The 24,321-nt window shown below is 58.7% G+C and carries 18 protein-coding genes; 5 read left to right on the top strand and 13 right to left on the bottom strand.

Features of this window, described 5'->3' with window-relative positions:
• Positions 1–229: 229 nt before the first annotated feature.
• From RI444_RS08555 to RI444_RS08540, 4 genes are read right to left on the bottom strand one after another with little or no spacing between them, the layout of a single operon-like run.
• Entirely contained in the window at positions 230–1,690 is a 1,461-nt protein-coding gene (locus tag RI444_RS08555) for an ATP-binding protein (RefSeq protein WP_207604817.1), read from the bottom strand.
• The gene (locus RI444_RS08550; RefSeq protein ID WP_207604818.1) at positions 1,687–3,177 is read right to left on the bottom strand and encodes an SCO6880 family protein; all 1,491 of its coding nucleotides are present in this window, start codon (positions 3,175–3,177) and stop codon (positions 1,687–1,689) included. The genes RI444_RS08555 and RI444_RS08550 overlap by 4 nt, the downstream gene beginning before the upstream one ends.
• Positions 3,170–4,588, bottom strand: coding sequence for a type IV secretion system protein (locus RI444_RS08545; RefSeq protein WP_207604819.1), 1,419 nt, complete (start codon positions 4,586–4,588; stop codon positions 3,170–3,172). Before RI444_RS08545 ends, RI444_RS08550 begins: the two co-directional genes overlap by 8 nt.
• A 12-nt stretch (positions 4,589–4,600) precedes the next feature.
• Positions 4,601–4,888, bottom strand: a complete 288-nt coding sequence (locus tag RI444_RS08540; RefSeq protein ID WP_207604820.1) for a hypothetical protein — start codon at positions 4,886–4,888, stop codon at positions 4,601–4,603.
• Between the two features lie 305 nt (positions 4,889–5,193).
• On the opposite strand from RI444_RS08540, the gene RI444_RS08535 reads away from it, so the two are divergent.
• Positions 5,194–7,950, top strand: coding sequence for a TrlF family AAA-like ATPase (locus tag RI444_RS08535; RefSeq protein WP_207604821.1), 2,757 nt, complete (start codon positions 5,194–5,196; stop codon positions 7,948–7,950).
• Between the two features lie 351 nt (positions 7,951–8,301).
• Complete coding sequence (locus RI444_RS08530) at positions 8,302–9,429, top strand: PIN domain-containing protein (protein ID WP_207604822.1); 1,128 nt, start codon at positions 8,302–8,304, stop codon at positions 9,427–9,429.
• A 302-nt stretch (positions 9,430–9,731) separates the two neighbouring features.
• Here RI444_RS08530 and RI444_RS08525 read toward each other — a convergent pair whose 3' ends face one another.
• Both RI444_RS08525 and RI444_RS08520 read right to left on the bottom strand, forming a co-directional pair.
• The gene (locus tag RI444_RS08525) at positions 9,732–10,766 is read right to left on the bottom strand and encodes a C40 family peptidase (RefSeq protein ID WP_242703100.1); all 1,035 of its coding nucleotides are present in this window, start codon (positions 10,764–10,766) and stop codon (positions 9,732–9,734) included.
• An 843-nt stretch (positions 10,767–11,609) separates the two neighbouring features.
• On the bottom strand, positions 11,610–12,509 hold the full coding sequence (locus RI444_RS08520) for a sigma factor (RefSeq protein WP_207604823.1): 900 nt from the start codon (positions 12,507–12,509) through the stop codon (positions 11,610–11,612).
• 182 nt (positions 12,510–12,691) lie between these two features.
• On the opposite strand from RI444_RS08520, the gene RI444_RS08515 reads away from it, so the two are divergent.
• Positions 12,692–13,015, top strand: a complete 324-nt coding sequence (locus tag RI444_RS08515; RefSeq protein WP_064722929.1) for an ArsR/SmtB family transcription factor — start codon at positions 12,692–12,694, stop codon at positions 13,013–13,015.
• Here RI444_RS08515 and RI444_RS08510 read toward each other — a convergent pair.
• A complete protein-coding gene (locus RI444_RS08510) occupies positions 12,969–13,475 on the bottom strand; it encodes a hypothetical protein (RefSeq protein ID WP_197493587.1) in 507 nt (168 codons plus the stop codon). The two genes, RI444_RS08515 and RI444_RS08510, sit on opposite strands and share 47 nt — an antisense overlap.
• Positions 13,476–13,648: 173 nt before the next feature.
• Here RI444_RS08510 and RI444_RS23075 point away from each other — a divergent pair, with 173 nt between their 5' ends.
• Complete coding sequence (locus RI444_RS23075; RefSeq protein WP_207604824.1) at positions 13,649–13,933, top strand: winged helix-turn-helix domain-containing protein; 285 nt, start codon at positions 13,649–13,651, stop codon at positions 13,931–13,933.
• Here the strand turns inward: RI444_RS23075 and RI444_RS08505 are convergent.
• The 4 genes from RI444_RS08505 to RI444_RS08490 form a co-directional block, all read right to left on the bottom strand.
• Positions 13,902–14,606 carry an alpha/beta hydrolase family protein gene (locus RI444_RS08505; protein ID WP_242703266.1) on the bottom strand — a complete coding sequence of 235 codons (705 nt, stop codon included), beginning with the start codon at positions 14,604–14,606 and terminating at the stop codon, positions 13,902–13,904. The two genes, RI444_RS23075 and RI444_RS08505, sit on opposite strands and share 32 nt — an antisense overlap.
• Positions 14,607–15,099: 493 nt before the next feature.
• Entirely contained in the window at positions 15,100–15,558 is a 459-nt protein-coding gene (locus RI444_RS08500) for a hypothetical protein (RefSeq protein WP_207604826.1), read from the bottom strand.
• Complete coding sequence (locus RI444_RS08495) at positions 15,555–16,571, bottom strand: hypothetical protein (RefSeq protein WP_207604827.1); 1,017 nt, start codon at positions 16,569–16,571, stop codon at positions 15,555–15,557. The genes RI444_RS08500 and RI444_RS08495 overlap by 4 nt, the downstream gene beginning before the upstream one ends.
• A complete protein-coding gene (locus tag RI444_RS08490; protein ID WP_316963885.1) occupies positions 16,568–17,083 on the bottom strand; it encodes a hypothetical protein in 516 nt (171 codons plus the stop codon). The genes RI444_RS08495 and RI444_RS08490 overlap by 4 nt, the downstream gene beginning before the upstream one ends.
• Positions 17,084–17,347: 264 nt before the next feature.
• Here RI444_RS08490 and RI444_RS08485 point away from each other — a divergent pair, with 264 nt between their 5' ends.
• Positions 17,348–18,205 (top strand): DUF4062 domain-containing protein, encoded by an 858-nt coding sequence (locus RI444_RS08485; RefSeq protein ID WP_207604829.1) that lies wholly within the window; start codon positions 17,348–17,350, stop codon positions 18,203–18,205.
• Between the two features lie 333 nt (positions 18,206–18,538).
• On the opposite strand, the gene RI444_RS08480 is transcribed toward RI444_RS08485, so the two are convergent.
• Both RI444_RS08480 and RI444_RS08475 read right to left on the bottom strand, forming a co-directional pair.
• Positions 18,539–22,234 (bottom strand): hypothetical protein, encoded by a 3,696-nt coding sequence (locus RI444_RS08480; RefSeq protein WP_207604830.1) that lies wholly within the window; start codon positions 22,232–22,234, stop codon positions 18,539–18,541.
• An 882-nt stretch (positions 22,235–23,116) separates the two neighbouring features.
• Positions 23,117–24,247, bottom strand: a complete 1,131-nt coding sequence (locus RI444_RS08475; protein ID WP_207604831.1) for a tyrosine-type recombinase/integrase — start codon at positions 24,245–24,247, stop codon at positions 23,117–23,119.
• Between the last annotated feature and the right edge of the window lie 74 nt (positions 24,248–24,321).

Genomic DNA, 24,321 nt, shown 5'->3' with positions numbered 1-24,321 from the left:
GCAGCCATGTCCAAGGTGCAGTTTCGGGAGGTACCAACAATCCAGTCCTGCCGGCCAGCAAGCAAGCCCACTCCCGCAGCGGTGTTGAAGAACGACGGCGGCCTCCCGCCGCAGCGTCCGGCGCCAGCAAACTGCGCGGCCGCTTGAACCAAAAGGCAGAATGCCATGTAGCCGGTCAACGCCCAGAGCCCGACTGAAACCAGAGGACTGCTGCTACCCAACCGCGCCCTCACAGGTGCATCCGGTCATCAGTGCCGAGGACTTCCAACTCGTCCGTGGTTACTCTGTTCGCAACAATGAACGAGCGGTTTCCTACCTTCCAGAGCCCGACGCCCTTGGGCAGGTTCTCGACGTGCTCACACTCAGCTTCGGTGAGACCCAGCGCTTCCTTGGTCAGGCGCATGGCGTCATGCTTTTGCCGATAGATGATGCGTGTGTCCGCTTCCGTCAGCAGCCCGAGTGCTTTCTGACGATGACCGCTGGTGCTGTCTCCAATCTCATTGAGGTCAGCCACTTTGTGCATGATGAGGAGGTTTGCAATCCCGTAGGTTCTCGCAAGGCGCCACTGCTCGCTCATCTTGGCCAACATGTAGGGATCGGCGAGCATCCGCCAACCTTCGTCGTACACCACAAGCCGCTTGCCGCCGTCGGGGTTTGTCACTGCCGCTTCCAGCCAGGTGGCACTGCAAGCTGCGGCGAGAGACAGCGCTTGCTCCGACGCCCCGATGAGAGCGGAAGTGTCCATGACCATCATTGGCGCGTCGGCGTCGAAGGCCACCGTGGACGGTGCATCGAACATGCCTTCCAAGTCGCCAGAGACCGTGCGCCGCAGCGAGTGGCTGACCGCTGCTCCGCCGTCCTTGCCGACAAGGGCGAGCGTTTCTGCGGAAGGACTCAAGAGGTGGTCCAGCACCATAGGAAGGGTCGGCGTCGAGTTTTCCGCGGTGGTCTCCATGAGGGCCATGTCGAGCGCGGTGTGCTCAACGGGATGCAACGGTGTGCCCTGACGCATGAGAGACACCAAGGCCACTATCAGTTGCCGACGCCGCTGCCGCACGACAGCCTTCCACTGAGTGTCGGACAGGGAACTGGGCCGTGGACCAGCATCCAAAGGATTGACACGTGCCGTGCGCCCTGGGCCAACGGAAATGACCTTGCCGCCAACTGCCTGAGCCACTGACACCCACTCACCTTTGGGATCCGATGCAACAGCCGCTTTCCGTCCCAACGTGATGGAGCGAGCAACCAGCGACTTCCCACACATGGACTTACCGGTGCCCACTGTGCCAATCACGACGATAGAAGGACCGCTGATGATTCCCTTGTCGTACAGGATCCACGGATCGTAGGAGAAGGCTCCCGAACCAAAGACGTCCGTTCCTATGTACGTTCCCTCGTGGCCAAGTCCTGACTCGGTGATGAAGGGGTAGGCCGCCGCGAAGGTCATGGTCGAGGCGCGGTGAGGTGCCGGCTGCAGTCTATGCGGTCCCCATAGTGACTGCGCTTCCCTGCTCCCCCAGTCGCCGGCAAGGCGCTCGCGGTCGCCGCGTCGCTCCAAGGCTTGGTCGATCCGCTGACCGAGTTTGCGCTTCTGCGGTAATGACTCTACGGTTGTCGCCTTCCTGAGCCTCTTGCGTTCGGCGCGAGTGCCCGACGGCGTATAGGTCACCTCTTGATTCTTGAGGCTCATCGCAATCCCCTTCCAAGGGGCAGTCCACCCGCAATGAAGGCTGCCCACTGCTGCCCCGCCAGTAATCGAAGTTCTACAAAGGCGCCGGCTGCTGCGGACTCGAGTTCGTGGCGGTGTCGGGCTAGATCCTCCAGGGACGCTGCGGTTATCGTCACGAAGGCCGTCGGACGTACATCGCCATGCCCGGCAACGATCTCTTCTTCGCGTTGCGATACTTCTTCTTCCTCGGCTCGCTGCTCCCGCGTCGTGGGCCGGTCGAACCGGGCATTGATCCTTCGCCGGGTTTCATGGGCCTCCTGGGCCGATCGGATGTCCCGCAGCGCCTCCAAGGTGGGGACAGTGCGAATCACCTGCGTCACTGTGTGCCGGAAGTCGCCCACATAAACCAGCGGGTGCAGGAATCCGGGATACACCTTCTGCCGGGGCCACTCTGCGACCCAGAAAGTCTGGTGGAATCCGGAGTCCGTGCGGAGGTAAGTCCAGTGCTCCTCCACGGCCATCGGGCTCGAACTCAGTCGCCGATTTCCGGCCGGCGGGGCATCCTGCGGCTCGCTGTCTTTCTTCACCGACCCTCGCGAAACCGTTTCAGGATCAAAGGAACCCCTGAACACTTCAAGTAGTCGGGACTCCGATAGCCACTCGTCCACCCGGACTCCATGAGTTGCCAGGGATGTAGTGATTGCCTGTACCTCCAAACGCAGAACACGCTCGAGTCCGCCCATACCTCCGCCGGACTCTTTGATGCGCCTCCTCGACTTGGCGGTATCCACAACCACGGCCAGCAAGACGTCGTGACTCATGGCGGATCCGGCTGCAGCAATCAAGTCCTGATAGGCCAGCTCACCCCACGAACTGCCTCCCGGTCGACCTCCATTTCGCATGATGGTGTGATCGTAGAAGTCTTGGAGCGCTGACGATGGATACGGAACCGTGTAGTCCTGAACGGCGATTCTGGCTATGTCCGAACGCTGGGCGAGTCCTGCTTGTACCCGTGACCATGCCTGAGCGGCCCACGCCTTGTCATCGTCGTCGAGGAGAGCGAATGACCTGGTGGTGCAACGCAAGACGACCGTTGCTTCCTTCCCCTGAGGGTCGACGATAAAACACTCTCCACGGCTCGTCATCTGAAGTTTGAGGCTGCCAAGTCCTCCTGGCAGTGCCAGCTTTCCGGCTTTCAGCGCCTTCTCGGGCCGGACGATATAGCGAGTCTGGCCCAGGATCAGTCGGACGAAAAACAGGGTGATGAGGCTGACCCATATTGGATAAGGGATTCGAGCATGTTGGAGTACGCCCATGAGCATGAGCACCAGCCAGATGGGACTCATCGTTGTCAGTCCGACCGGACCTCCCGTCGCAGAGGCAATAATTGCCGTCAGGATACCGAGAGCCAGCAACACGAGCTGGTACCACTTCAACCCCATGAAAATGCCGCGGCGCTCGTACCGGGGAAATTTGACGGCCTCCAGGGCGCGCGTATCTTCAGTCATGGGGTTTCTCCGGTGGGAAGTGCCCCTCAGAAGGCTTGGGCCTTATGGGCGGCAATTGGGATGCGGGTAGCGCACTGCCGGGACTTCGCACTTCGGGCTGCCGAGGGGTCCTCGCCCGGTTTGCCTTTGCCGGTCCGGCGGTCGGCGTTCGGTCTGTCTGCGACGGTGTCGCAGACGACGATTTCCTACTCGACTCGGCTACGACCTCCCCGCTCACCACGTCGTCCTGTCTGGCGGCTCCTCCGCGGGCAGAGCCTGCTCCGTTCGACGCCGAAGGGTTTGCACCTGAGGCGGGTACCGGCGTCGTACCCGTTAGGCTGCGCGGTAGTGGCACAGACGGTGCCAGTACGCGCGGTGGGATGTCTTTGCGACTTGAAGGAATTGGTCGAGCTAGTGATGATCTGCCCAACATTGAAGCGATCGTCATGCGGCCACCGAGTTGGCGACTGAATTGCCTGGAAGCAACGCTGCTGCTGCGAGCAAGAACGTGGCCGCCGCCAGCCGTTTGAGCAGCGGCTGCGAGTTCGCCACCCGCAAAGCTCACCAGCCTCAGCGCCATCAAGGGCGCTCCGCAGGCAAGAACCATGCCAACAGTGCCGGCCGCCAACCCTGCGAAGGACGTCGAATCCGCAAACAGCTTGATCGCCGCCGCAAGAATCGTCGCCGCCAGAGGTTTCGCCAGCAAGAGCGCGACGACGACTTCGCACCACCGTCCGGCCCAGGCCTTTGACTTCTCCCAGGGCATCATCATGAGGGCGACGGGGGCGACAGCCGCCAGGACGGCGAGGGCGAACGTCCTGAAGATCATCGAGCACATGAGGATGAACGCGAGAATCCACACCACGATGACCGCCATTACTGTCACTATCGCGCCGCCGACAGCTCCGCCTTGGTTGCCCGGCGCCAAGGAGATGACGTTCCATTCGCGCTCGGAGCCTTCGGGAGCGCGTTCGAATCCGAAGAGCCGCATGAACACGACGTAGGGGTCTGTCCCGATCGACTCTAGAAGAGCGGTCGAAGCAGAGTCGGTCACGCGGGTGAGCTGCTGGACAAGGTAGACCGCCGCGGCAACCAACGGTACCGCAGCCACTCCCCCGACGACTGCCCTGATCAGCCGACGAGGTTGCTGGCTGATCAGTCCGGAAAGGAGTTGAAGAATCATCACAACCACCAGTGGAGTCATCATCACGATGACCCACCAGTTGGTAAGTCCGCCGATAGCCGCCCATTGCGAATCGTCGACTTCGGAAACACTGAAGGCCCCCGTGATGAACCCCCACATCCACGAGGCAATGTTCTGCAGAACGTTCGCGAAGATTGAAGTGATGGAACCTTGGACGCCGTCGTTCGCTTGAGAAACCAGCCCGCAGCCGGGCGGCCACCAACCGTTAAGGTCACACTCGATAGGCATGATCGCGAGCGGCTAGAAGCCCAACGGAAAGGCCGTCTGAGACCACAGTATGTAGCCGTTGATACCGCCGAGGATTGCCGCGACCGGCCCGGTCCACAGCAGGATTACCCCACCGCCTGAGGCAAGCCGCGACGATTGAGTCAGTTTGCCGGCCAACAGCATCGCTGCTCCGATGATCGCCACGATTGCAATGACGATGAAGGCGCCGACGAGGATGCCGCCGCCGATCTGCTTTAGGGACTCAAGAAAAGGAAAGTTCGCGTTTGGCGTGATCCCAGGATCCACCGCTGCCAGTACCATCTGGTGCTCCATCCAGTCGTCTTCCAATGGAATGAGCTGTTGAGCTCACGACTTCATGGGGGTGGAGGGAGGGAACGACATGACGTCCGACCACGGTACCCACTATCGTCTGTGGGTCCTGCCAAGAAGTTGTCATCCACGTGCCACTAGCTCGGATGCAGGAATCTCGGATTGCACGTCTATCCATCCATCAGGTGGAGCAGATTAATCTGCGCGTGTCGCCAAAAAACTCTGAGACTGCGATGACAAGATTGAAGCTTCATGTAGGGAAAGCTTGGTGGCATCGTCGCCGGTAGGGAGTTCCGGTGAATGCATCACCAGTATCAGTCGTGCGCCAAATTCATCCGGGTGCACGGTGGTGGAAGGTCGACTTTCACGCACACAGCCCCGCATCATTCGACTTTGGATCAGACGAAGGCAAGCCAGCCACCGTTACTACCTCCTTCCGCGACTGGCTTCTGGCGTATATGCGAAATGACGTCGATGCAGTGGTAGTGACCGATCACAATTCCCACGAGGGTATCGATCAGGCCCGCGCAGAACTTGCATCAATGCGCGAGCAAAATACAGATGGCTTCCGAGAGCTCGTTCTATTCAGCGGAGTTGAGCTAACTGTTGACGGCGGCTATCACCTGCTCGGCGTTTTCGGGCCAGATACACCGAGTGAGGATATTAATGCCCTTCTCCACGTTTGTGGCTACACCGCTCAACGTGGCAGCAGTCTGGGCACTACCAGAATGTCCTTTGCTGAAGTCGTTCAGACGATCGTAGAAAGGGGCGGCCTAGCCATCCCCGCTCATGCTGATGCCTCAAAAGGGCTATTCGAGCACGACCGGCGCAATCAAGAGGATCTCGTGCAGTCGCGGCGCATAGTTGCCGTCGAAACTGTCACAGACCCCGGATCGAAACGTGCCGCAGACCTCGGGTGGGTGAGGGTGCTTGGATCCGATGCGCATCATCTTGACGACGCGGGGTGCCCAGAGGGCATGGAAGCTAAATATCCCGGAAGTCATTTCACCTGGGTGAAGATGGAAACACCGGATCTCTTTGGAATCAAACTCGCGCTATCCGACGGTGAGCAATCAGTCCTGCCGACAAAGGCGGGCGAACTGAACCCGAATGATTTCTCCCATAGCGTGATTGATCAGGTAGTCGTTCGCAAGGGCAATTCCGAGGCGACGTACAAGTTTGGGCCATGGATGAATACGATTATCGGTGGGCGTGGCGTAGGAAAGTCCACCATCATCGAACTCCTGCGACTTGCAATGGGCCGCTTCTCAGACCTACCGTCCACACTTCAGGAAGACAGCGAATGGTTCTCGCCCTGGCCAGGACGCAACACGACATCCCGCTTTTGGGATCGTGACACTCGAATCGAGGTCCATCTCCGTCGACTTGAGCAGCAGTACCGTGTCGTGTGGCAAGGCAGTACCCCTGCTACCTCTGTGATTGAGATACTCCAGGGCAAGGAGTGGAAGAAAGAAGGCGGTTCGCCTCGTGACCGCTTCCCACTGCTGATAAACAGCCAGAAACAAATATACGAGACGGCTCGAGACCCGCAAAGCCTGCTGAAGGCGATCGATGATCAGCCCTCCATCGGGTATGTGACGTGGAAAGAGACTTTTGACGAACTCTGTGGCGAGTACCGTACTCATCGGGCCGCGATAAAAGAACTCCAGATTAAAATCGACTCTGAGGACCGGGTAAGAGGGAAGCTATCCGACGTTGTTGCGGGCCTGGCCCAGATAGCAAAGCTAAGAGATTCAGACGAAGCCCGAGAACTTGACCGGCTCACGCAAGAAGAGCAGAGGGCAATTCGAAAAGAGTCCCTGGCAACAACGTTCGAAGCATCCGTTGCGAAATTAATCGACGAGTACCGCGATCTAGAGGATAGCCAGGAAGACGGTCCTCAGGCCGAGGAATTGTGGGAAGCTGAGCAGGCTCGCAGAAACTCGGTCGTCCAGGCCTACAGTGCAATCGACGACGCGGTGCAGGTGTTGAAGGCGTCCCGAGAGATCTGGGGGGCCGTGGAAAGTGGCTCTCCTCGCCACCTCCGGATGGAGGAACTGAACCAGTATCTTAGCCAGGGGACCGACCAAGGCGCGTCCGGCTTAGTCGAAGGACTCGGAGATCCAAACGAAGCTAACGCGCGGCTGCTAGTCGAGAAGAGCGATTTGGAGGCTAGCCTTGCTGATATCCGAAAAGCAAGAACCAAACAATTGGGGCTGGTCAGTGACGCAGAAGAAACGCTAGGTAAAATCACCGAGCATCGTTCGGAATTGACCGTGCGCCGGGCAGCGTTGGTAAGCCAACTTAGTAGTGACGATCTCAAGATCCAAGTTCTTGCACAGGCGGACGATACCTTACTTGAGGCGGATCTGCGCCGTCTAGTGCAAAAATCGAACTCATTTGATTCGGTCTTCTCGAGTGACGGTCTCCCCGGAATTCTCGGCCATCCCTTTAGGCCCAAGCGCGACGTTCGTGTCGCTAGCCTTAAGACACTACTAAAAGAGATCCGCGCGAATGGTTCGGAAGCTCCCTCGCTGGAAAAAAGCCTCAAGACTGCCATCGACCAGCGGTTTTTCACGCATGTTAAGTTGATCGATGAACATACATATCAGACCGAGATCGACCTCTGGTTTCCAGAGGATCGTCTAAGGGTGCAATACAAACAGGACGGCGTCACCAGTTTCCGGGAGCTTGGCGAGGGCTCCCCAGGCGAAAAAACCGCGGCCTTGCTCGCAGTGATTCTTCAACTCAGTAACGATCCTTTGCTCCTTGACCAACCAGAAGACGACCTGGACAACAAGCTCATTTACGATCTCGTGGTTGCTACCCTTAAGAGAATCAAGACCAACCGACAGGTAATCGTTGTTACCCATAATGCCAACGTAGTTGTTAACGCCGACGCCGAACATGTCACCATACTTCGCCACGGCACCATGCCCGATGTCGAAGCTCATGGGTCGATCCAGGAAGCGACAATTAAGCAGTCGATCTGCTTGATCATGGAAGGTGGCAAGCCCGCCTTTGAAGCACGATACAAGCGCCTAATGAACTGACAACCAAACGTCAAACAGGCTTGTCTTTTACTCTCGCGATCACCGCACTGGTCGAGGGTGCTGCGGTACTCGACCACGTATTAGAAGCCGAAACGGCACCGAAGCCGCATTGGATGGCGACTGGCCGACGAGTCGACGGGACAGACACAGAGATGCGAAAGTCTAGTTATTGCTCAATGAGCCACAAGATGGATGTCCAGGAGCATGCAGCGAAGGCCAAGCCATGCCACTAGGACGTCGGGTTCCGAGGATCCAAGATCAGCGCGCTCAACACCGCCTGCGTACGCCGAGGTTACAAAACACTCCTAACTCGAATTTGGCGTTGCAGATCCTGCCACTAACCTATTGACCATGAAGCCTATAGTTATCGTCGACGCGAATGCCCTGCATGGTTTGAGAGCGTTTTCGAACCCGGATGTAAAAAGCGTGCTCACTCTCTCCAAAATGAACCTAATTAGGGCCATTATTCCGAGGGTTGTCGTGCAGGAACTCTCCCGCCAAGGTGCGAAAGAGTTCAACGACAGGTGCTCGTCATTGCGTAATGCGGTGAAAAGCTTCAACGACACAATCGGTGACGCCCAGACATTCGGCCTCCTCGTTTCACCCGCAGAAGTAAGGAGTGAGGGCCCTGCGCCTATAGGCAGGGCCGCATTCTCCGACGCAATGATTGCGTACCTACACGGCCAAAAAGTGGAGACGCCATGCTACCCGGACCTCGCTGTCGCGGATCTTCTCGCTCGAGACCTTGACCACCGAAAACCGTTTACCGAAGGGGGCAAAGGATTCCGGGATGCGCTCATCTGGGAGACTATTCGCGAGGTGTGCAACGAGGTGACCATCCCCGGCAGAGCTGTTGTCTTCACTACAAAAAACTACAAGGACTTCTGTGCTGGGAAAGACATGTCGCTGCACAGCCAACTGCGAGATGAGATCGACCCCAATCTGCCGTTTCATGTAGTCGAGGATCTAGGCGCTCTGCTTGCTCATCGCGAAATAAGTCCCCTAATCGATTCACTACGCGTGTTTGACCAAGCTTTCACGACCGATCGGTTGGAGAAACTTGTCGATGACGCCCTTATTGCTCTCGATGGCCAGGATCTCGAACCCACCATCGGCGTCTATGAGGGCGACGGGTACACGACCATTCCCATCAACACTGGGCTGAGCGACGCAGCTTTCGACGGGGTCGCCCCCAAGAACGGCACGATTAAACACGAGGTCTTCCGCACTGGCGATGCGGACGAAATGACGCTCCGCGTGACGGTCGACGCAGAGTGCGGCATCGAGGGATTCATCGACAAAACCGAGTACTACGCGCAGAACACAGATTCTTACTCGTATTACGAGGACTGGAATCGCCACGTCATCCGCGCAAGCAAGTTGTACGGGATCCGTTTCGTCTTAAGTGGGGACTTTACGGAGTCAACCATAGACTCGGTCAAGCTGTCAGTGGATGGGGCCGAGGAGGTTGCTTCCTGATGTTTGATCAGTTCGGAGATGCCCCCTTGGCCTGGTCGGTCTCGCAGCGACTGGTTCAGACCTTCCGTTGCGGCGTGGAGGCAAAACGGCTATCCAGCCGGCAACCGGCCCCGAGTTTCCTCGCATAGGCGGACCGAACGCATCTATGTTTTTTCCACGACTATTCATACAGGGCAGCGTAGTGGTGAATCTACACGAAGTGAGTGGGGCACGGACCCGCAACGTCAAGGTCTCGGACCCTGGGCGTCGCCGCGGATCCTCTCCGTGTCACATCGGCAACTTCTGGCCCAATGGAGCCAGGCTCATATCCGCCTCCCTAGCAGGTCGAAGTAGGCACTGCCGTGATTCCAATCAATTGGATGCAGAAGCGTTCCCGCGGACGGGTTAAGCGCGCTATACATCATCCCCTCCCCGGCGTAAATTCCCACGTGCCCCCAGTTAAAGGCACCCTGAGGGTTCTGCACGACAAGGTCTCCGACCTGAGGGTTATCGGTCATTCGTCCGACCCGCCACTGCTCTACTCGTGGCAGTTCGATACCAACTTGACGATAAATCCACTGTACAAATCCCGAACAGTCCCAGGCTTTGAAAGCCGTACCGCCCCAGACGTAAGCACCGCCCACACCTGTCTGCGTGAAGCGTAAAATGTCCTGTCGGATTTGAGACAAGCCTTCTGCTGAAACAGGTTCAGGAATGCCGCTCTCCCCCGTGGCGCACGTCCGGACAGTGGTACCACCCTGGAGCAGGTCAACGATAGCTGTCGCCTGTGGTTCCCATCGAGCATAGAGCTCTGGAAACGCAGATACTTGGACTGCTTGGGCTGCTTGCCCCTTGCTCATGGCAGACCAGCCCGGCACATCCAGCAAACCTCGAGGACTACCCTGATTCGGTCCAGAAGGCCCGCCATAGAATGCCCGTGCGTTGTAAGAAACGTCCATCAGCTCTGCAACGGTTCCCCATCCAGCCGCTGGCCGCTGCTGTGCCGAACCTACTGAGTCGTGGTCACTCCCAACCCCGTCATGATGAAACTGAAACGACGCAGGGACATTCGCGTTGGCCAGCATCCGGAGGGTCGACTCCTGGAGAGACATCATAATGGCGATCACCATCGCCTCACGAGGAACGCCAAGTTGCTTCCCTACGGAAATGTACCCCTGTGCCACAGCAATCTGCCCTGTGGAGAGTCCAACGGCTTGACCATCCGGCCGAGATCCACTGTTCTCGAGGAAGTTTTGCGTGACAGCACCGCTGCTCGACACACACCCAACATGTGATTCAGGCTTGTCGCCCGGCAGGGCCAAAACGGCGGCACTGAAGAAAGCAGTCAGGGAAAGCACGATGACGAGGACGACAGCGGATGCAGCCCGCACAAGCGTTCGGCGCCTGACTAGGCCCATCGCCAAAGCCGGATGCGGCATCAGTAAACGATCCGGCTAGTCGAAGCATAGAAGCCGACCATTTGGCACCGATCAGGAGGGGCGGTCGCTGCCGGCGGGCAATTGGCTATGACACTGACCGGTGCTGTGTATGAATTGCTGCTACTGACTGTCTGGTCAACGACCTTGAGTCGAACCGTGCAGACATGAAGCCCCACCCACGGAGACGGGCGTTCGCGAACTTTCACGAGTTCGTTGTCGCACGCCATGGATTCGAACGCGGCTACCCTGTAGGCGCCTTGGCCCGCAAGCGTCGCGTAGGACCCCGCATTTATGCCCGTTGCCTCAAACTCCTGAACGAAGACGGCCAATGGATTCGATCCGTCAGGGAGGACGAACCACCAAGCCCGAATTCGAGCGTACACCTCTGTATAGGACGAGCTTCGGGTGTCCCAGCTATAGATAGCCACAGCGGCCGCGGAAGCAAGCGCCCGATAATCGGCCGTGACAGGCGGAACGGACGCCGGCACTTTAGAGAGCGCAGCTGGCCCCGTTGGTTTCGGCGTAGGCGTCGGTGAAGCGCTCGGTGGAGCCTTCCGGGTTTGAGGCTCTGCCGATGGGAAATCGGTCCCTCTCGTTGACGGGGACTCCCGCGGTGCGACCAGAACCAGAATGAATGCGCCAAGGATGGCCGCCAGTGCCAGGCCAAATAACCACCGACGAGTTCTTCGCCCATGCAAAAGGGATTCAACCATGTTTTCCTCCTGGCCTGTTCATGCTCAGCTCGCCAATGAGCAACATGACTCAAACAGCCGAAGTTATGGAACTGCGAATGACTCTCCACGCCGTTTGATACAGGCGACGGGCCGTGCCGATTTGAACCGCCACATATCGATCAGTGACTTTGAACTGCTCGGCAACCGCCGCTATTGCAACCTGCCGTTCGACGCCGTGATGTTCGGGCAGAACGATTGCTTCGGCTACTCCCCGCAGCAGCGGACTCGGCAGACAACCAACGGCGTGCCGGCACAGACCGGGCATGTCGTGCACAGCTTCGGGATCTACCTCCAACGCTTGGCTTATTGTCTTTGCAGTCTGCCGAACCGCGGTGACTGCATTCCAGCGGCGACGGTCTTGCGGCGACGGAGGGGCGTATCGTCTTGGCTCGGTAAGGCTGCCCACTGCCAGGCGCCATACCGGAGCTGACACAGCGGCCCGAGTCAGCCCTAGAACCATGTGCGCCCATTCTTGATCGACGATCTCCTCGGCCTCGCGGTAATCACGGGACACGACGAGCACGGTTAGCTGCTGGAGAATGCCCGAGCTCTCACCGTTGCCCGGATCCAAAAGCAGCGGTAGCGTCTTGTGGCCGAGTTCTCTGCGGACGTGCGCTGCGCAGACATTCCCGGTGACGCCTTGCACCCAGGCCTCGAACGGAACTCCAGGGATCTGTCGGTAGTTTCCGCGTGCCACCCCGTCCCAGACAGCCATCCTGATGTCTTGCATGACGTCGTCCACATCGCACGAGCGGCCGATCCGGGCCAAGTGTGAGATGACGTAGCGACGCACGCCTTCAACCGCTCCCATCATTTGGTCGACGGAGACTCGCAGGTCCGGTGTCACCGGACTCAGCAGCGAAATGTCCACCGGGGATGAGTTTAAGTTCTCTATTTCAGCGTTGCCCGCCAGGTGTTCCAGGCTCATGGCTCTCACCGCTTCGACTAACGGATTCGAATATCTCCAGCGTCACCCGATGTGGCGACTCGACGTGGCAGTAACGACACTGACCACAACACAAGCTTCTAAAAACTATTGTCAAAGGTAATTAAAGTATCGTCAAGACCCAAGTTCTTACTTTTTGCATGTTGTTCAGCAAGAATGGAGCCATGCCACGGATTACGCAGCCTCACGACGACGCCTGGTCGCCTGACGTTGAAGCCGCCGTGGCGACGTTCGGGAACCGCTCACGGAACGAAATTCTGAGGTTTCTGACGGCAAATGGTCCTGCGTCCAGAGGGGACATCGTCGCAGCCGTCAGCGCCGGCGAGCCCAGCGTAGCCAAACACCTCATCGCACTTGAACAGGTCGGCGCCATTGAGGTCGATGTGGAGGCTGGGCGGCGTCACGGCCGCTCCCCCCGATACTCGGCCAATCCTGCCCGCATCAAGGAGTTGCTGGACGCCCATCTCCGGTATGTCTTGGAGGAGTAGCCGCGGCACGCTCCCCATTCGGGTGCAACTCGATGTCTTTGTTCAGATACTCGGAGATTGCGCGAAGCGTTTCCGGCGAGACGTCCCCGAGCGTCCTAGCAGCGAATGACTTCACCCGGGCTGCCCTCAGTGACTTCACAAACTCCAACTGCGAGTCGATGCGTTCGGGAACGTCGCCTTCGACGCCGTTTAGCAAATAGGAGGGATCGACGTCGAACATCTCGCAGATAGCGGCAAGCAGCTGCGGATCGCTGACCAGGCGGCCTGTTCCATCCTTCATGTAGAACCATCTTGCTCGAGAGATCTTGATGCCTCGAGACCGGAGTCCGGCCTCAATCTCCCTGAAAGTGACGGGCGAACCCCTCTCGGCCACAACGACGTCGAGCAGCAGGTTTAGCCGGCGGGCAAGGGTAGCCTGCGGCGACAACTCGCCGTTGCGGCTAGCGTCTTTTGCCGGCATACTCCACTGCCTCGTTCCAATAGAAATACTGCTGCTGCCCTCAGTATTCCGCGAGCGCAGTGACTAAACAATCAACCCCACCTTGAATCTAGTCCGCTGCCTACATGAGGCGTATCCTGATGCTGTAGACCCGTCTACAGCATCAGCCTCCACAATCGCGAGCCGTGGTTTGAATGTCGACATCCATCTTGATGAACCGAACACGGAGCCAGATCCTTCGCTTTCTCATCAGAAGCGGGCCATCATCCCCCGGCGTTTTAGCGTCGGGACTTCAAGCTTCTCGAGCAACGGTTCGGCGTCATCTCATCGTCCTTGAGTCGGCTGGTTACATTCAGGCTTTGGCCGACGAGCGTTACTCCGCTCACGCCTCATTCGTCGAGTGTCAGCTCATTGACCTAGCCGCCCAGTACTCAGTGCAAATGCCTCCTATGACTGCGATCCCGCTTGTTCAGGACTAGAGCCAGCCAGCGGGAGACCGTAGAACCACTCCTCGACCGATCGCTCCCACTTTTCGGGGTCGACATTCCACTCCAGAGAGTGGCCCTCAGCTTCAAACTCCACCAATCTGACTAGGTCCGGCCTCAGACTGGCAGCTTTCTTGGATGCTTCGAAGGGCGTTGTGGCGTCCTTCTCTCCATGGAGTACGAGAATCGGTTTGTCCAGTTCAATTGCTCGCGCCAACCAGTCCAGGGAATCGAGACATATAGGTTCAGCAAGGCCGGTCACCCACCGGAGGGCCTTGGATCGAAGAATGGTGAAGCCCACATGCACAAGTGGCCGAGGAAGTCCGGCCGCCTTGGCGTTCGATGCCAGGGTCGTTCGCCAGTCGAAGACTGGCGCGTCGAGAACCATCCCCGCTACTCGCGAGCAACTCGGCGACAGGGCCGCTGCTTGAAGGGCGATGGAAGCGCCCAGTGACCATCCAAAAAGGACAATGCGTTCAGCGCCATTGGAAATGGCGTAGTTGATGCCGGCATCGACATCGCGCCACTCGCTTTGGCCGAGGTTGTAGCGGCCATCGTACGACGGCGGCGCATCGCCGTCGTTGCGGAACGAGACTACCAGCGACGTCACTCCCAGACGCCTCGCGATGGGTATTCCGCGAAGAGTTCCGGCCCTCTTGCCCCCCATTCCGTGGATATGGATGGCCCAGACACCGGATGCGTCGTCGACACTGGCCGGCGGATCGAACCTCCACGCTGGGGCGACACCGTTGTCGACTGGAATCCAAACGTCCCTATACGGCAGTTCAAGTTGCTCCGGTTTCGAGTAAACGTACCCACTCCATATACCTGCCTTGGCTTGTTCAAGGTCCCCCGAGTCCACTCGCTCAACTACCCGGACTACTGAGTTTCGGTCAGGGTGGGAGACAACGACCGGTCCGAGGCATGCGTGGCCCGTCCCCTGCTCAAACCACAGGCTGTATCGTCCCGGCGCTCTCGTTTGTTCCGTAGCGGGGAGTTCGATTTCTAGAGATCCGTCCCCATTGGTGTGAACAGCCCGAACGTCCAGACCCTCACGACGGCTGTAATTTGGTACTACGACGTGACGAGCGAAGTAGGCTGCACCGGAGACGCCTGCAAGCAAGGCCCCTGATGCAGCAAGAACTCCGACCCTTATGGCCCTACGACTGGTGGCTGTCGGCATCGTCCACCCCCTCGGCCCTCTTGCGTTCGTCGATCACTTGGCGGAGCCGCACCAGGGTTTCCGGAGAAATCCCCTGCAACTGACGAGCAGCGAAGTTCCGCACACGTGACTCACGCAGGGTGCGAAGAAGTTCCAGTTGAGCGTCTACAAGCTTTGGGATCTCGCCGGCATCGTCCAAGAGATAGTCACGATCCACTCCAAAGAACTCTGCAAGATTGCGAAGCAGCATGGGATCGGTCGCCAGTGAGCTGTCCCCGCTGCGCATGTACGCCCAGCGGGAGCGGGAAAGTGGCGTTCCACGCTTACTCATGTGCCGATTAATCTCGGGGTAGGTCAATGCCTCCGATTCCCCGGCCTCGTAGAGGTCCAGCAATAGGTTGAGCTTCCGAGCCAATCTGGCCTGAGGGGTTTCGGAGGAAGTTGCATCATCCGTCATGTCGCTCGCTCCCCCTTCCGTCGACGAACTGGAACTTGGCGCACGATCGGTCCCGCGAGGTAGTTCTCTGCAGCGTTCAGAACATTGAGGTCATGGATGTCCAAGGAGCTGCCTAAACCGGGCTCGACTAACAGGGCGTCCTGTACTTCAACAAGCATTCTATGGAGTCTTTGTGCCCGGTCCTGTTGGCTGATCATTTCGGTGCCTCGCACGAGCCGAACGTCTTGCCGTTTCTTTGTTGTCTTTTCCCAGATTTTCGTGAGGCTGCTGACCAACTCGTCCTCGGTCACGGACTCCCTATAGCGGAGAACTCGACGCGCAACAGGCGGTATGCCCAGACCTAAGCAGAGGAAGAACATGGCGGCAATGACCGCCGCGTCATAAACGGGCGAGATCGCACGCATAGCATCCAGGCGCCCTTGCAGGTGCAGAATGTCCATGACCAGCACCAGGATTACAAGGAGAACGGCAAAGACGCAGCCAACCCCGATGCACGTAAATGCCCTACGGAAGTAGGGCATCAACATGTCACCGCGAAAGTGGAAGCACGTAACACCGGTAACGCCAACCACGTAGCCGATGTATAAGAACTGGATTGATGAGTAGAGGGCAGCAGCCGGCTGGTCACCGAAATCCACCATGAATCGAGTCGAACTGCCCTGAGTGACGACGGCGCCGAAGCTGGCTGCGAGACCCAGGATCACCCCGGCCAAGAGAATTAGACCAGCCCGGTCTCCTTTTCCGACCGTCTCATCTGCCGTCGCCGCCCGGATGATAGCTCTCGAGAGGAAGTAGATGCCCACGACCATGGATATGTTGGCCAACAGGTCCACAAGGTTGCGGCCGCCCAAGGCAGAATCAATCCCCAAGTAGACCTGATCGATGTTAAGCGTCAGCGAAACTGAAATCGTGATCGCGGCCGTCAGCACGCTGTGATCTCGCCGCCTCCTGGTTCCAGGGAGGAGACAGATGACGAGTAGCCAAATCAGAACTGCGGCCACAATCTGGATCATTCGAAGACCTTCTCGAACGACCGCGGCTCCCTGGCACTGTTCCGGATTGCTGCGGCGAAGAGATCTGCCAGCGATTCCGCAGCGGCCTCCAGGTCATCGGTGAAGCTGCTCCGGGCCAACACACGAGAGACTAGACCCACCGGAAGGTTTGGAAAGAGGACTTCGATGTAGTCGGCTGGGACGACTAATTCGTCGTGCCTTAAGACCATGTGCCCCAACTCGTGGAGTACGAACTGCTGTCTGTGGAGTCCGGACGGACTGACCGCATGCAAGATGATCTCGACATCGTCAGTTGAAAGCCACAGACCACAAAGCGAACCGCCATTTAGTACACCCGCGGCTTCGATCTGAATGGGACGATGCCGGACACCCTCGACCACTTCGACAAGCCTTTCCAGGTTCAAGTGGGCTGGGAGCTGTAACGCATCGAAGGCATTCGCGGCGCGTTCCGCCGGCGATTGGCCAGAGGGATATGTGAAGTCGTCCATGAGCATCCCCAGTGATGCGTTCATTTGGTTCGTTCTCGGCCCACGCGAAAGGCGCATATCGAGCCCGTAGCGAACCCTTAGTCCCATTGAACGCCCCTACTCTGGACATGTCCAGAGTCCCACGATGGTTCCGCGCCGTCGAACTGAAACAACATTGCCACAGGTGGCCCGAAGCACCTGGCCACGACCGTTGACGGTCGACGCGCTTGTCAGGCGAAGTGTGACGATGCTGTTGGCTGCGAGCGAACTGAGCCTGGCGCCTCAGGAAAGGACGTTTAGGCTTTGGACATGACATACCCCGCGAATGTTCTTAGTGTGATGATCGCTTCTCCCTCCGACCTGCCCCAAGCCCGGGATGCTGTCGAAGAGGCGATCAGCAGCTGGAACGTGGCACACTCGCGCAACCGCCAGATTGTGTTGCTGCCGTGGCGCTGGGAGGACAACGCTGTTCCCACCCTGGGAGATCGGCCGCAGGCACTCATCAACGCCCAGGGTGTCGATCAGTCCGACATTGTGTTCGCACTCTTCGGCAGCCGTCTGGGCAGCCCCACCGGGGAGGCCATCTCGGGCACCGTCGAGGAGATCGAACGCGCCGAACAGCAGGGCAAGCATGTCCACGTTTACTTCTCAAATGGCCCGCTGCCCAACGACGTGGATGTAGATCAGTTAGCCGCCGTGCGCGATTTCAAGAATGCGCTTTTGAAGAAGGGCCTCCTTGGGGAATTCAGCACGCCCAACGAACTGAGCCACGAAGTCTGGAAAGCCATCGAGTTCGACTTGGCACAACTTGCTCTAGGAATGCCGAACACCCCTAAACCCACCGCTGGGGTGGACCTTCTCGTGCAACCCCGCGACGCCCGCGAACCGAAAGAGCTGAGTCGGCAGGGCAAACAGCAATACACCACCCGCCGATGGCTGGAAATCACAAACAAGGGCGGTAAGGACGCCGAGAATGTCCGCGTTGAGGTCGCCAACCCTGACGCGGGCCTGGTCCTGGCTGGGAGCGACGACGGCCCAGCAACCATCCATCGGGAGCAAATGCGAAAATTTCCCATAGTGATGATGTTCGGCGCCGGCCAGCCGATTGTCCGGGTCCTGTGGACAGAGGACGGCAAGGAGGAGTCGAAGGAATTCCACGTCGGCTGACGGGCCCGGGCTCAACTCCTTGCTTGTCGGAGGCCGGCCTGCCGGACGGGCAGCTAATGCAGGCAGGGCGATCTCGGTCTTGGGAGAGCACCAGCCAGGCCGCCACTAGATGGACTCCCGATCCCGCTCCTGTCGGGCTGTCTCTAGCAACACGCCAGTAGCGAGCTCCTACATTGGATCGAACGTGCACTTGCACCGCACGCACCAAAAAGCGGTCCGGTCACTCTAGTCGTGATTGGCCGCCCACAGGCTCGGGGCCCATCTTCAGATCCAACGGGATATCGGGAGCTTCCCGAGAATCTGCGCGCACAGCGCCCCCGGCCGGGTGGCGCATCACCGTCCGCGTCTCGCGGGCCGGTCGTTTCGGCGCAGGTATGTCTCCACTTCTGCAATACCCAGTATCGGAAATTCGGAACTTGAGAGCCGAGCCGACAACAGGCGTTCATCAACGATTACTAGCGGGACCACGGTCCAACTGCCCTTCTGTGCCGTGACGCCCAGTTCTGTGAGCGTTGTCGGGATGTGGCGCCGTACCCAGTCCGCCCTCAAAGCAAGCCGCTTGACCGCGGCTTTGTCGGATAACAGTAGATTGTCGATTTCGTTGGCGAGTTCAGCAGGAGTTCGTGCCACTTCGAAGTCCTTGGCCTCAACAACGTAGATTTGCCGGTGTTGCTGGTCGACCCCGATGGCGTCGATGTCCCCAAGGTCGGCACCGTCGATGTTCCTGAAATCGTGACGGCCGACCCTGTTCAGTCGACTTCTGACGCCGCTGAGCCCGGCTGCAGTGAGGGAGGCGGCGACCGCCAGTTCAAAGGAGTCACCTTTAGCGCTTCTGATCTTGTTGAGGGCCGCCTTCATGGGTTTGGTCTTGGCCTGCAGCCTGCCGGTCTTGAACTGTTCGAGCCAAAAGGATGCCGTCTGCCACAGTCGTCGACGACCGGAAACCAGTTCAGTTCCTCCAGGCGAAACTCTACGCAAGAGGGGGCGCCTGAGATAGGACAGGTCTCGATTGAACCGCCAAGGAAACACCTGGGTACCGTTTCTCCAGTATTCCTCGGCAGTGGTTGCTGTGTGGCTCAAACTAGCTGCGGCCAGAAGTGCCTCCACCTTCGTGTCCTGCCAACCAAGTTCTGTCTTCAGTACCTCGCGAACGTCATCCTCGTGCACCTTCACCACGTCTTTGAATGCACCGTCATCCCCGAGCGCGATGATCTGTCTACACGCTTGGGCTAGGTCGGTGTAACTGAAGCCGAACTCACCTTCCGCTAGGAAGTCTGCTTCTTCCAGCGGATCCGTGCTGTCATCGGAGGACTCCTGCAGGCCCGCTACAGCCACAGTAAACGTGTCGTGGGCCCTGGTGTTTCCGAAATGAGTGAGAGCGGCGTGATACTTATCCTCATCCCGGGAAATTCCAAGCCGACCAGACTCCAGGACGCCGATCTCGGCGTCCGAGATGTTGTGCCGCAGGGCGTCCGACAGCATGCCCTTATTGATGATTTCGCTGCCCAGGGCCAACAAGTGGTCGTAAGTTTCGTCGGTCAGCGGCAGGGTCCCGGAAGGCGTGAATGCTGTGACGTATTCAATGATGAATCGGCTTGCCAAGGATGAGGCCACGGCTGTGCTTTGATGCTTCTGCAGTGTCTGCACCTGATCGTCTCGGGGCCCAAAACAAGCCAATCGGGCGCGTAGCTGGGCGGGCTCACGTGCCGTTTCAGAGGCCAGAGCTTCATCCAAGGTGATCAACTTCTCCAGCAAACCCTCTCTGTTCAGCTGCCCGACGGTGTCGTGGAGGTTGTCCATCAACCATCTGGTGACCTTTTCGTTGAGGAATGCTGTTCGTTGATCCTTTTCGATGGGACCGGGCGCGAGGCCCATAACGCTCGTCAAATAGTGGCCCAAATCGTCCAGTAGTCTGGCCACCGGGGCCGACTGCAGCCTGCGCGCCTCCGGCAAGTTGCCGGGGAGCACTACCTCGTCCGCGCCGCCACCGTAGACATGGATCATTTGCTTAGGCCCTGCGGGAGCCACTCTTTCCAACAGTTCATCCCTTGTTGTCGAACCTTCGGTCGCCGCAGGCACCAGGGCTTCCAGCAACGACTTGACCATTTCCCGGTCGAGGTAGTTCATAGGGGCATTGTCGTCAGCCGGTGGAAGGTCTCCAAATCTCAGAGTCAGTCGCCCGGAAGATTCCTCCTGCACCGAAATCCACGGCTCCTCGAGCGTTTGGGCTCCGCTGCCGGGTTCGTGCAATGCCACTTCGATTTCGACGGCCCGGCCATCGACGGACCGCGGTGCGAGCAATGCCGGACTCGCCATAAGCAGCTGCCATGCCCAAAACGCCACCGCCTGGCCGAGATCGTAGGTTGAGGTCGCCCCGTGGCGTTGAGTGGTTCGTGCAAGACGAACCCACACGTGGATTTCACCCGTGTCGACGATCATGGCGGATTGCTTTGAGCCGACAACCAGATGTACCGGTGATGACCTGCGGCCATGGACGGCGTATGCCTCGGATAAAACCCTGGTTTGGGGGTCGATCACCCAGTGACGATTGATTCTTCTGTAATTGTCGATCCGAAGTTTCTGCCCATAGCCGGGGTCAAAGCTGATCATGCCCGGCCTGACGCCATCGTCAATGTAGAAGCTGTCGTGATGTTCGCGGTAGAACGCGAACACGTCAACGGCCGAGAAGTGCAGGACATGTACTTCCCTTTCCAGGCGTTCCCAGGAAACTGCGAAGTACCAGAGCGTCATCCGGTCAGTTCCCGGGCTCTGGAGAATCACTTCGAGGTCATCAAACGGTAGGAACAACGTCGGCGCCGGGGTATCCGAGCTCGGGATCCCGAACATCATGTCCCTGCCCACGCCCTGATAAACCACAATGCGCAGCGTCTTTTCGGGGGCGGAATCAGCTGCCGCGAAGATTTCGTGGACCCGTTCGGAAAGGGCGGGTGCTTGCCACGGTTGGAAGATTGTGGACTGGTCGTACTCGGTAAGATCATCCACGAGGCAGATAAGGTCAAGGGTCTTGTCTTGGTCGAAGGTGCCCACGCTGCGGATGTACCCCTGACTCGACGCTGTCACTTCCAAGGGTTCTTCACACATCCCGGATAGCAGCGACCAGGCCCCGTGCGCTGTAGCCTCGCACAAGGCTGTGGCCAAGGCTTCAGAGCAGCCCCATTCGTGGCTTTCACTAATGATGTGGTGGCGCAGGCATGCCATCAGGTGCCCGGGTGAGGCGAGAACCAGGCTGTTGCCGGACCGGATCAGCGGCTTGAGGATAATGCCGTCGTCAATCACTTCGCCCTCACGCCACGCAGGCACATCTGCTGTGTCCTGAACGAGCATGTCGGATACGTACTCGCGCACATAGTCAGGTAGATCCGCCCACAGCCGGTTCACATCGAACCGAACATGGTGCGACAGTGCAGCAAGCCGGCCCGCGCTCGGAACGGTCACCGCGCGACCTCGATCCAATGTTGTGGACCCGCGTTCCAACCCTGCCGACACGCAAACGGTGTGGCTGAGGTCAAGGAGGCACCTTGCCAGAGCCTTGACGCGGACAACATAGCCCTCAGGAAACACACCGTCGGCCGCACCGCTAACAGCGGAAAGCAGTGTTGAGGCGATCCGTGCGCCTCCTCCTTCAGAGATCCCTTCGATGACAAGTCGGGCCCCGCCGGTATAAGGAACCTCTGCAACGTAAATGCCCTCATACGGGTCTTCCTGAGCGAGCACGTCGGAACCGGACACGAACGGGTCCGCCAACAGCTTCTTGACCAGTGACGACGAGAGCCGTTGCGCCTTCGGATTTTCCGGAATACGGGCAGCGGCAGCCGCCAACCTTTGGAGGCGGGTCAAGAAATGCGCATTGGACGAAATCAGCTGAAGGGAGCTGGCCGCCGAAAGGAGCGAGGGACCGTCAACGTTGGCCCAGGCCCCATTCTGAGGCGGTGTCGTTGACACCGGCGCCTGCACCATTCCCTGCAGCAGCTCAGCAGCCTGGGCCTGAGTGAAAGCATTGTCGTACATTTTAGTACTCCCCTTCGACGGGGCTAGCTTTTCATATGGCCTTGTTGCTTGCCATTTGGCGTCAGAATGTGTCAGCCTCATGCAGCGCCGCAAAGTCCGTGCAGGTTTCTGCAAGGTCTTGCAACGCGCCACCAGTCACATCGCCCCTACGACTTACAGCCGGCCAAGGCAACCGATGCCAGTGCGGAGCCGCAAATCAGGAACGGGAGGCTCTGAAATCGCGACTTTTCGCGCTCGTCTTTCCGGTGCAGGTGTGCCTTGCGGCTGACCTTACCGGCGGTCGGTGCCTACCAGGTTCTGAGTGGAAAGACTGCGGTGCAAGCTATCTCACTCTCGCGAGACGCAGCCTAAAGATCTACCCTGTGACTCTGCGTTTCCGATGTTCTTCCCTGTCACGCCAAGATCCTCTCCGAAAGCTCCAGCCGAGACAGTGCCGAGATGCTCTGTCCGATTTTCTCGACACTGATGGCGCAAGGTCTGGGCAAGGACAAGCTGTGTCAGCGGCTGTTCAGCGCTTGCCATCTCGTCATGTCCTTTTGCGGAACACAGCAAATGAACTGTTGGGTACAACACGACGAGATCGGATCGATGTGGACTTGGAATTCTTCGAACCTGCGGAAGCTGCAGCTCTCATGCGCTGCAGCGAAGGATGGCTACGTGACGGCGCTGCTGCGGGACGCTTCCCGCATGCCTGTTGGGGCAAGGGCAAGATTGTCTTCACGTCTGAGCACATTGCCGAGATCGCCAGGATTAGTGAGATATTGCCCAGCTCCCACCCGGCACCCGATGTCCATGAGCGGAGCAACACCAACGCTCGGCTCATAGGGACTAGAGCCCGCAACCGCTTGGCTTCCTAAGAGACCTCCAGCGAGCCCGGCCAAATCACCGCATGAACGCCGACACCGACCGCTCTGTAGCATCCGCCCCGGCCTGCAAGGCTTCCGGCATGAGGTGCCCATATACGCCCTCAGTAGTTCTGGTCGATGCGTGCCCCAGCCGACGCGAGATCGTGAAAATGGGGATACCGTCCTGAATCAGCCACGAGGCATGTGTGTGCCGCAGGTCGTGAATCCGCGGATTCTTGCGCAGGCCGCGCTCCTGCGCAGCTTTGACCGCCGGCATCCAGTAGTGGTGCCAGAACAGCTTGTGAACGATCCGCTCCCCTTTCGGCGTCGTGAACAGCAGATCGCTGCTCGGGCGTCCAGCCACCAGAGGAATCAAGAGGTCCACGAGAGCAGGGTTCAACCCGATGGTCCTCCTGCCTGCGCCCGTCTTCGTTGGCCCGATATAGAACTGGTTCTTCCCGTCCCGCTTCCACGCCTTATTGATCCGAGCTGTGGCCGGCGTCCCCAGCAAATCGATATCCGCGACCGTTAGTGCCGTGGCCTCCCCAAAGCGCGTCCCGGTCATCACCAGGAAGTTCGTGAAATCCCGGTACCGCTCCCCCATGCCGTCCATGATCAGTCCGAACTCAGCATGGGTGAGGAACATCAACTCGTCCTCAGCCTTCTCGACGCTCGGCAGCTGCACGCCGCGGCATGGATTGCGAGTGATGTAGCCGAGCATCTCCGCGGTGTTCATCGACGCGGAAATCAAGCCGTGTACGTTCTTGATCGTCTTCGGTGAGCGGCCCTTGGCCATCATCGACTTCACCCAGTAGGCGATGAGTCGATAGTCCAGCTTGTCGACGGGCACGTGGCCGATGACCTTCTTCACATGCAGATCGAGCATGGTCTGATACGTCTTCACCGTTCCGCTCGAGGGCCGGATGAGCAGGTCTATGTGTTCCTGAATAACCTCACCGACGGTCGGCACACGCTTCTGGTTTGTGAGGATCGCGTGCTGCGCGATTTCGAAGTTTTGCCCATTAGCGTCGAGCAGCCGTTTGAGCGTTTCTGCTTCGGATTCACTGGCCACTGTGAGGCCTTGAGCCTTGCCCGTCTTGGGGTCCCGCCAGCGGACCATAAAGGACTGAGAACCGTCCTTTTTGGTACGTGTAGAGATGCTGGCCATGCATAAAACGCTACGCCGCTGTACACACTTTTAGGGGTTTTGTCAACAGTCAGTGGCCGTTTAGGCCCCTGACC

The organism is Paenarthrobacter sp. AT5 (assembly GCF_032764245.1).
Classification (GTDB): Bacteria; Actinomycetota; Actinomycetes; order Actinomycetales; family Micrococcaceae; genus Arthrobacter; species Arthrobacter ureafaciens.
The sequence above is the reverse complement of the archived record's forward strand: the minus strand, read 5'-3'. Positions and strand labels throughout refer to the sequence as shown.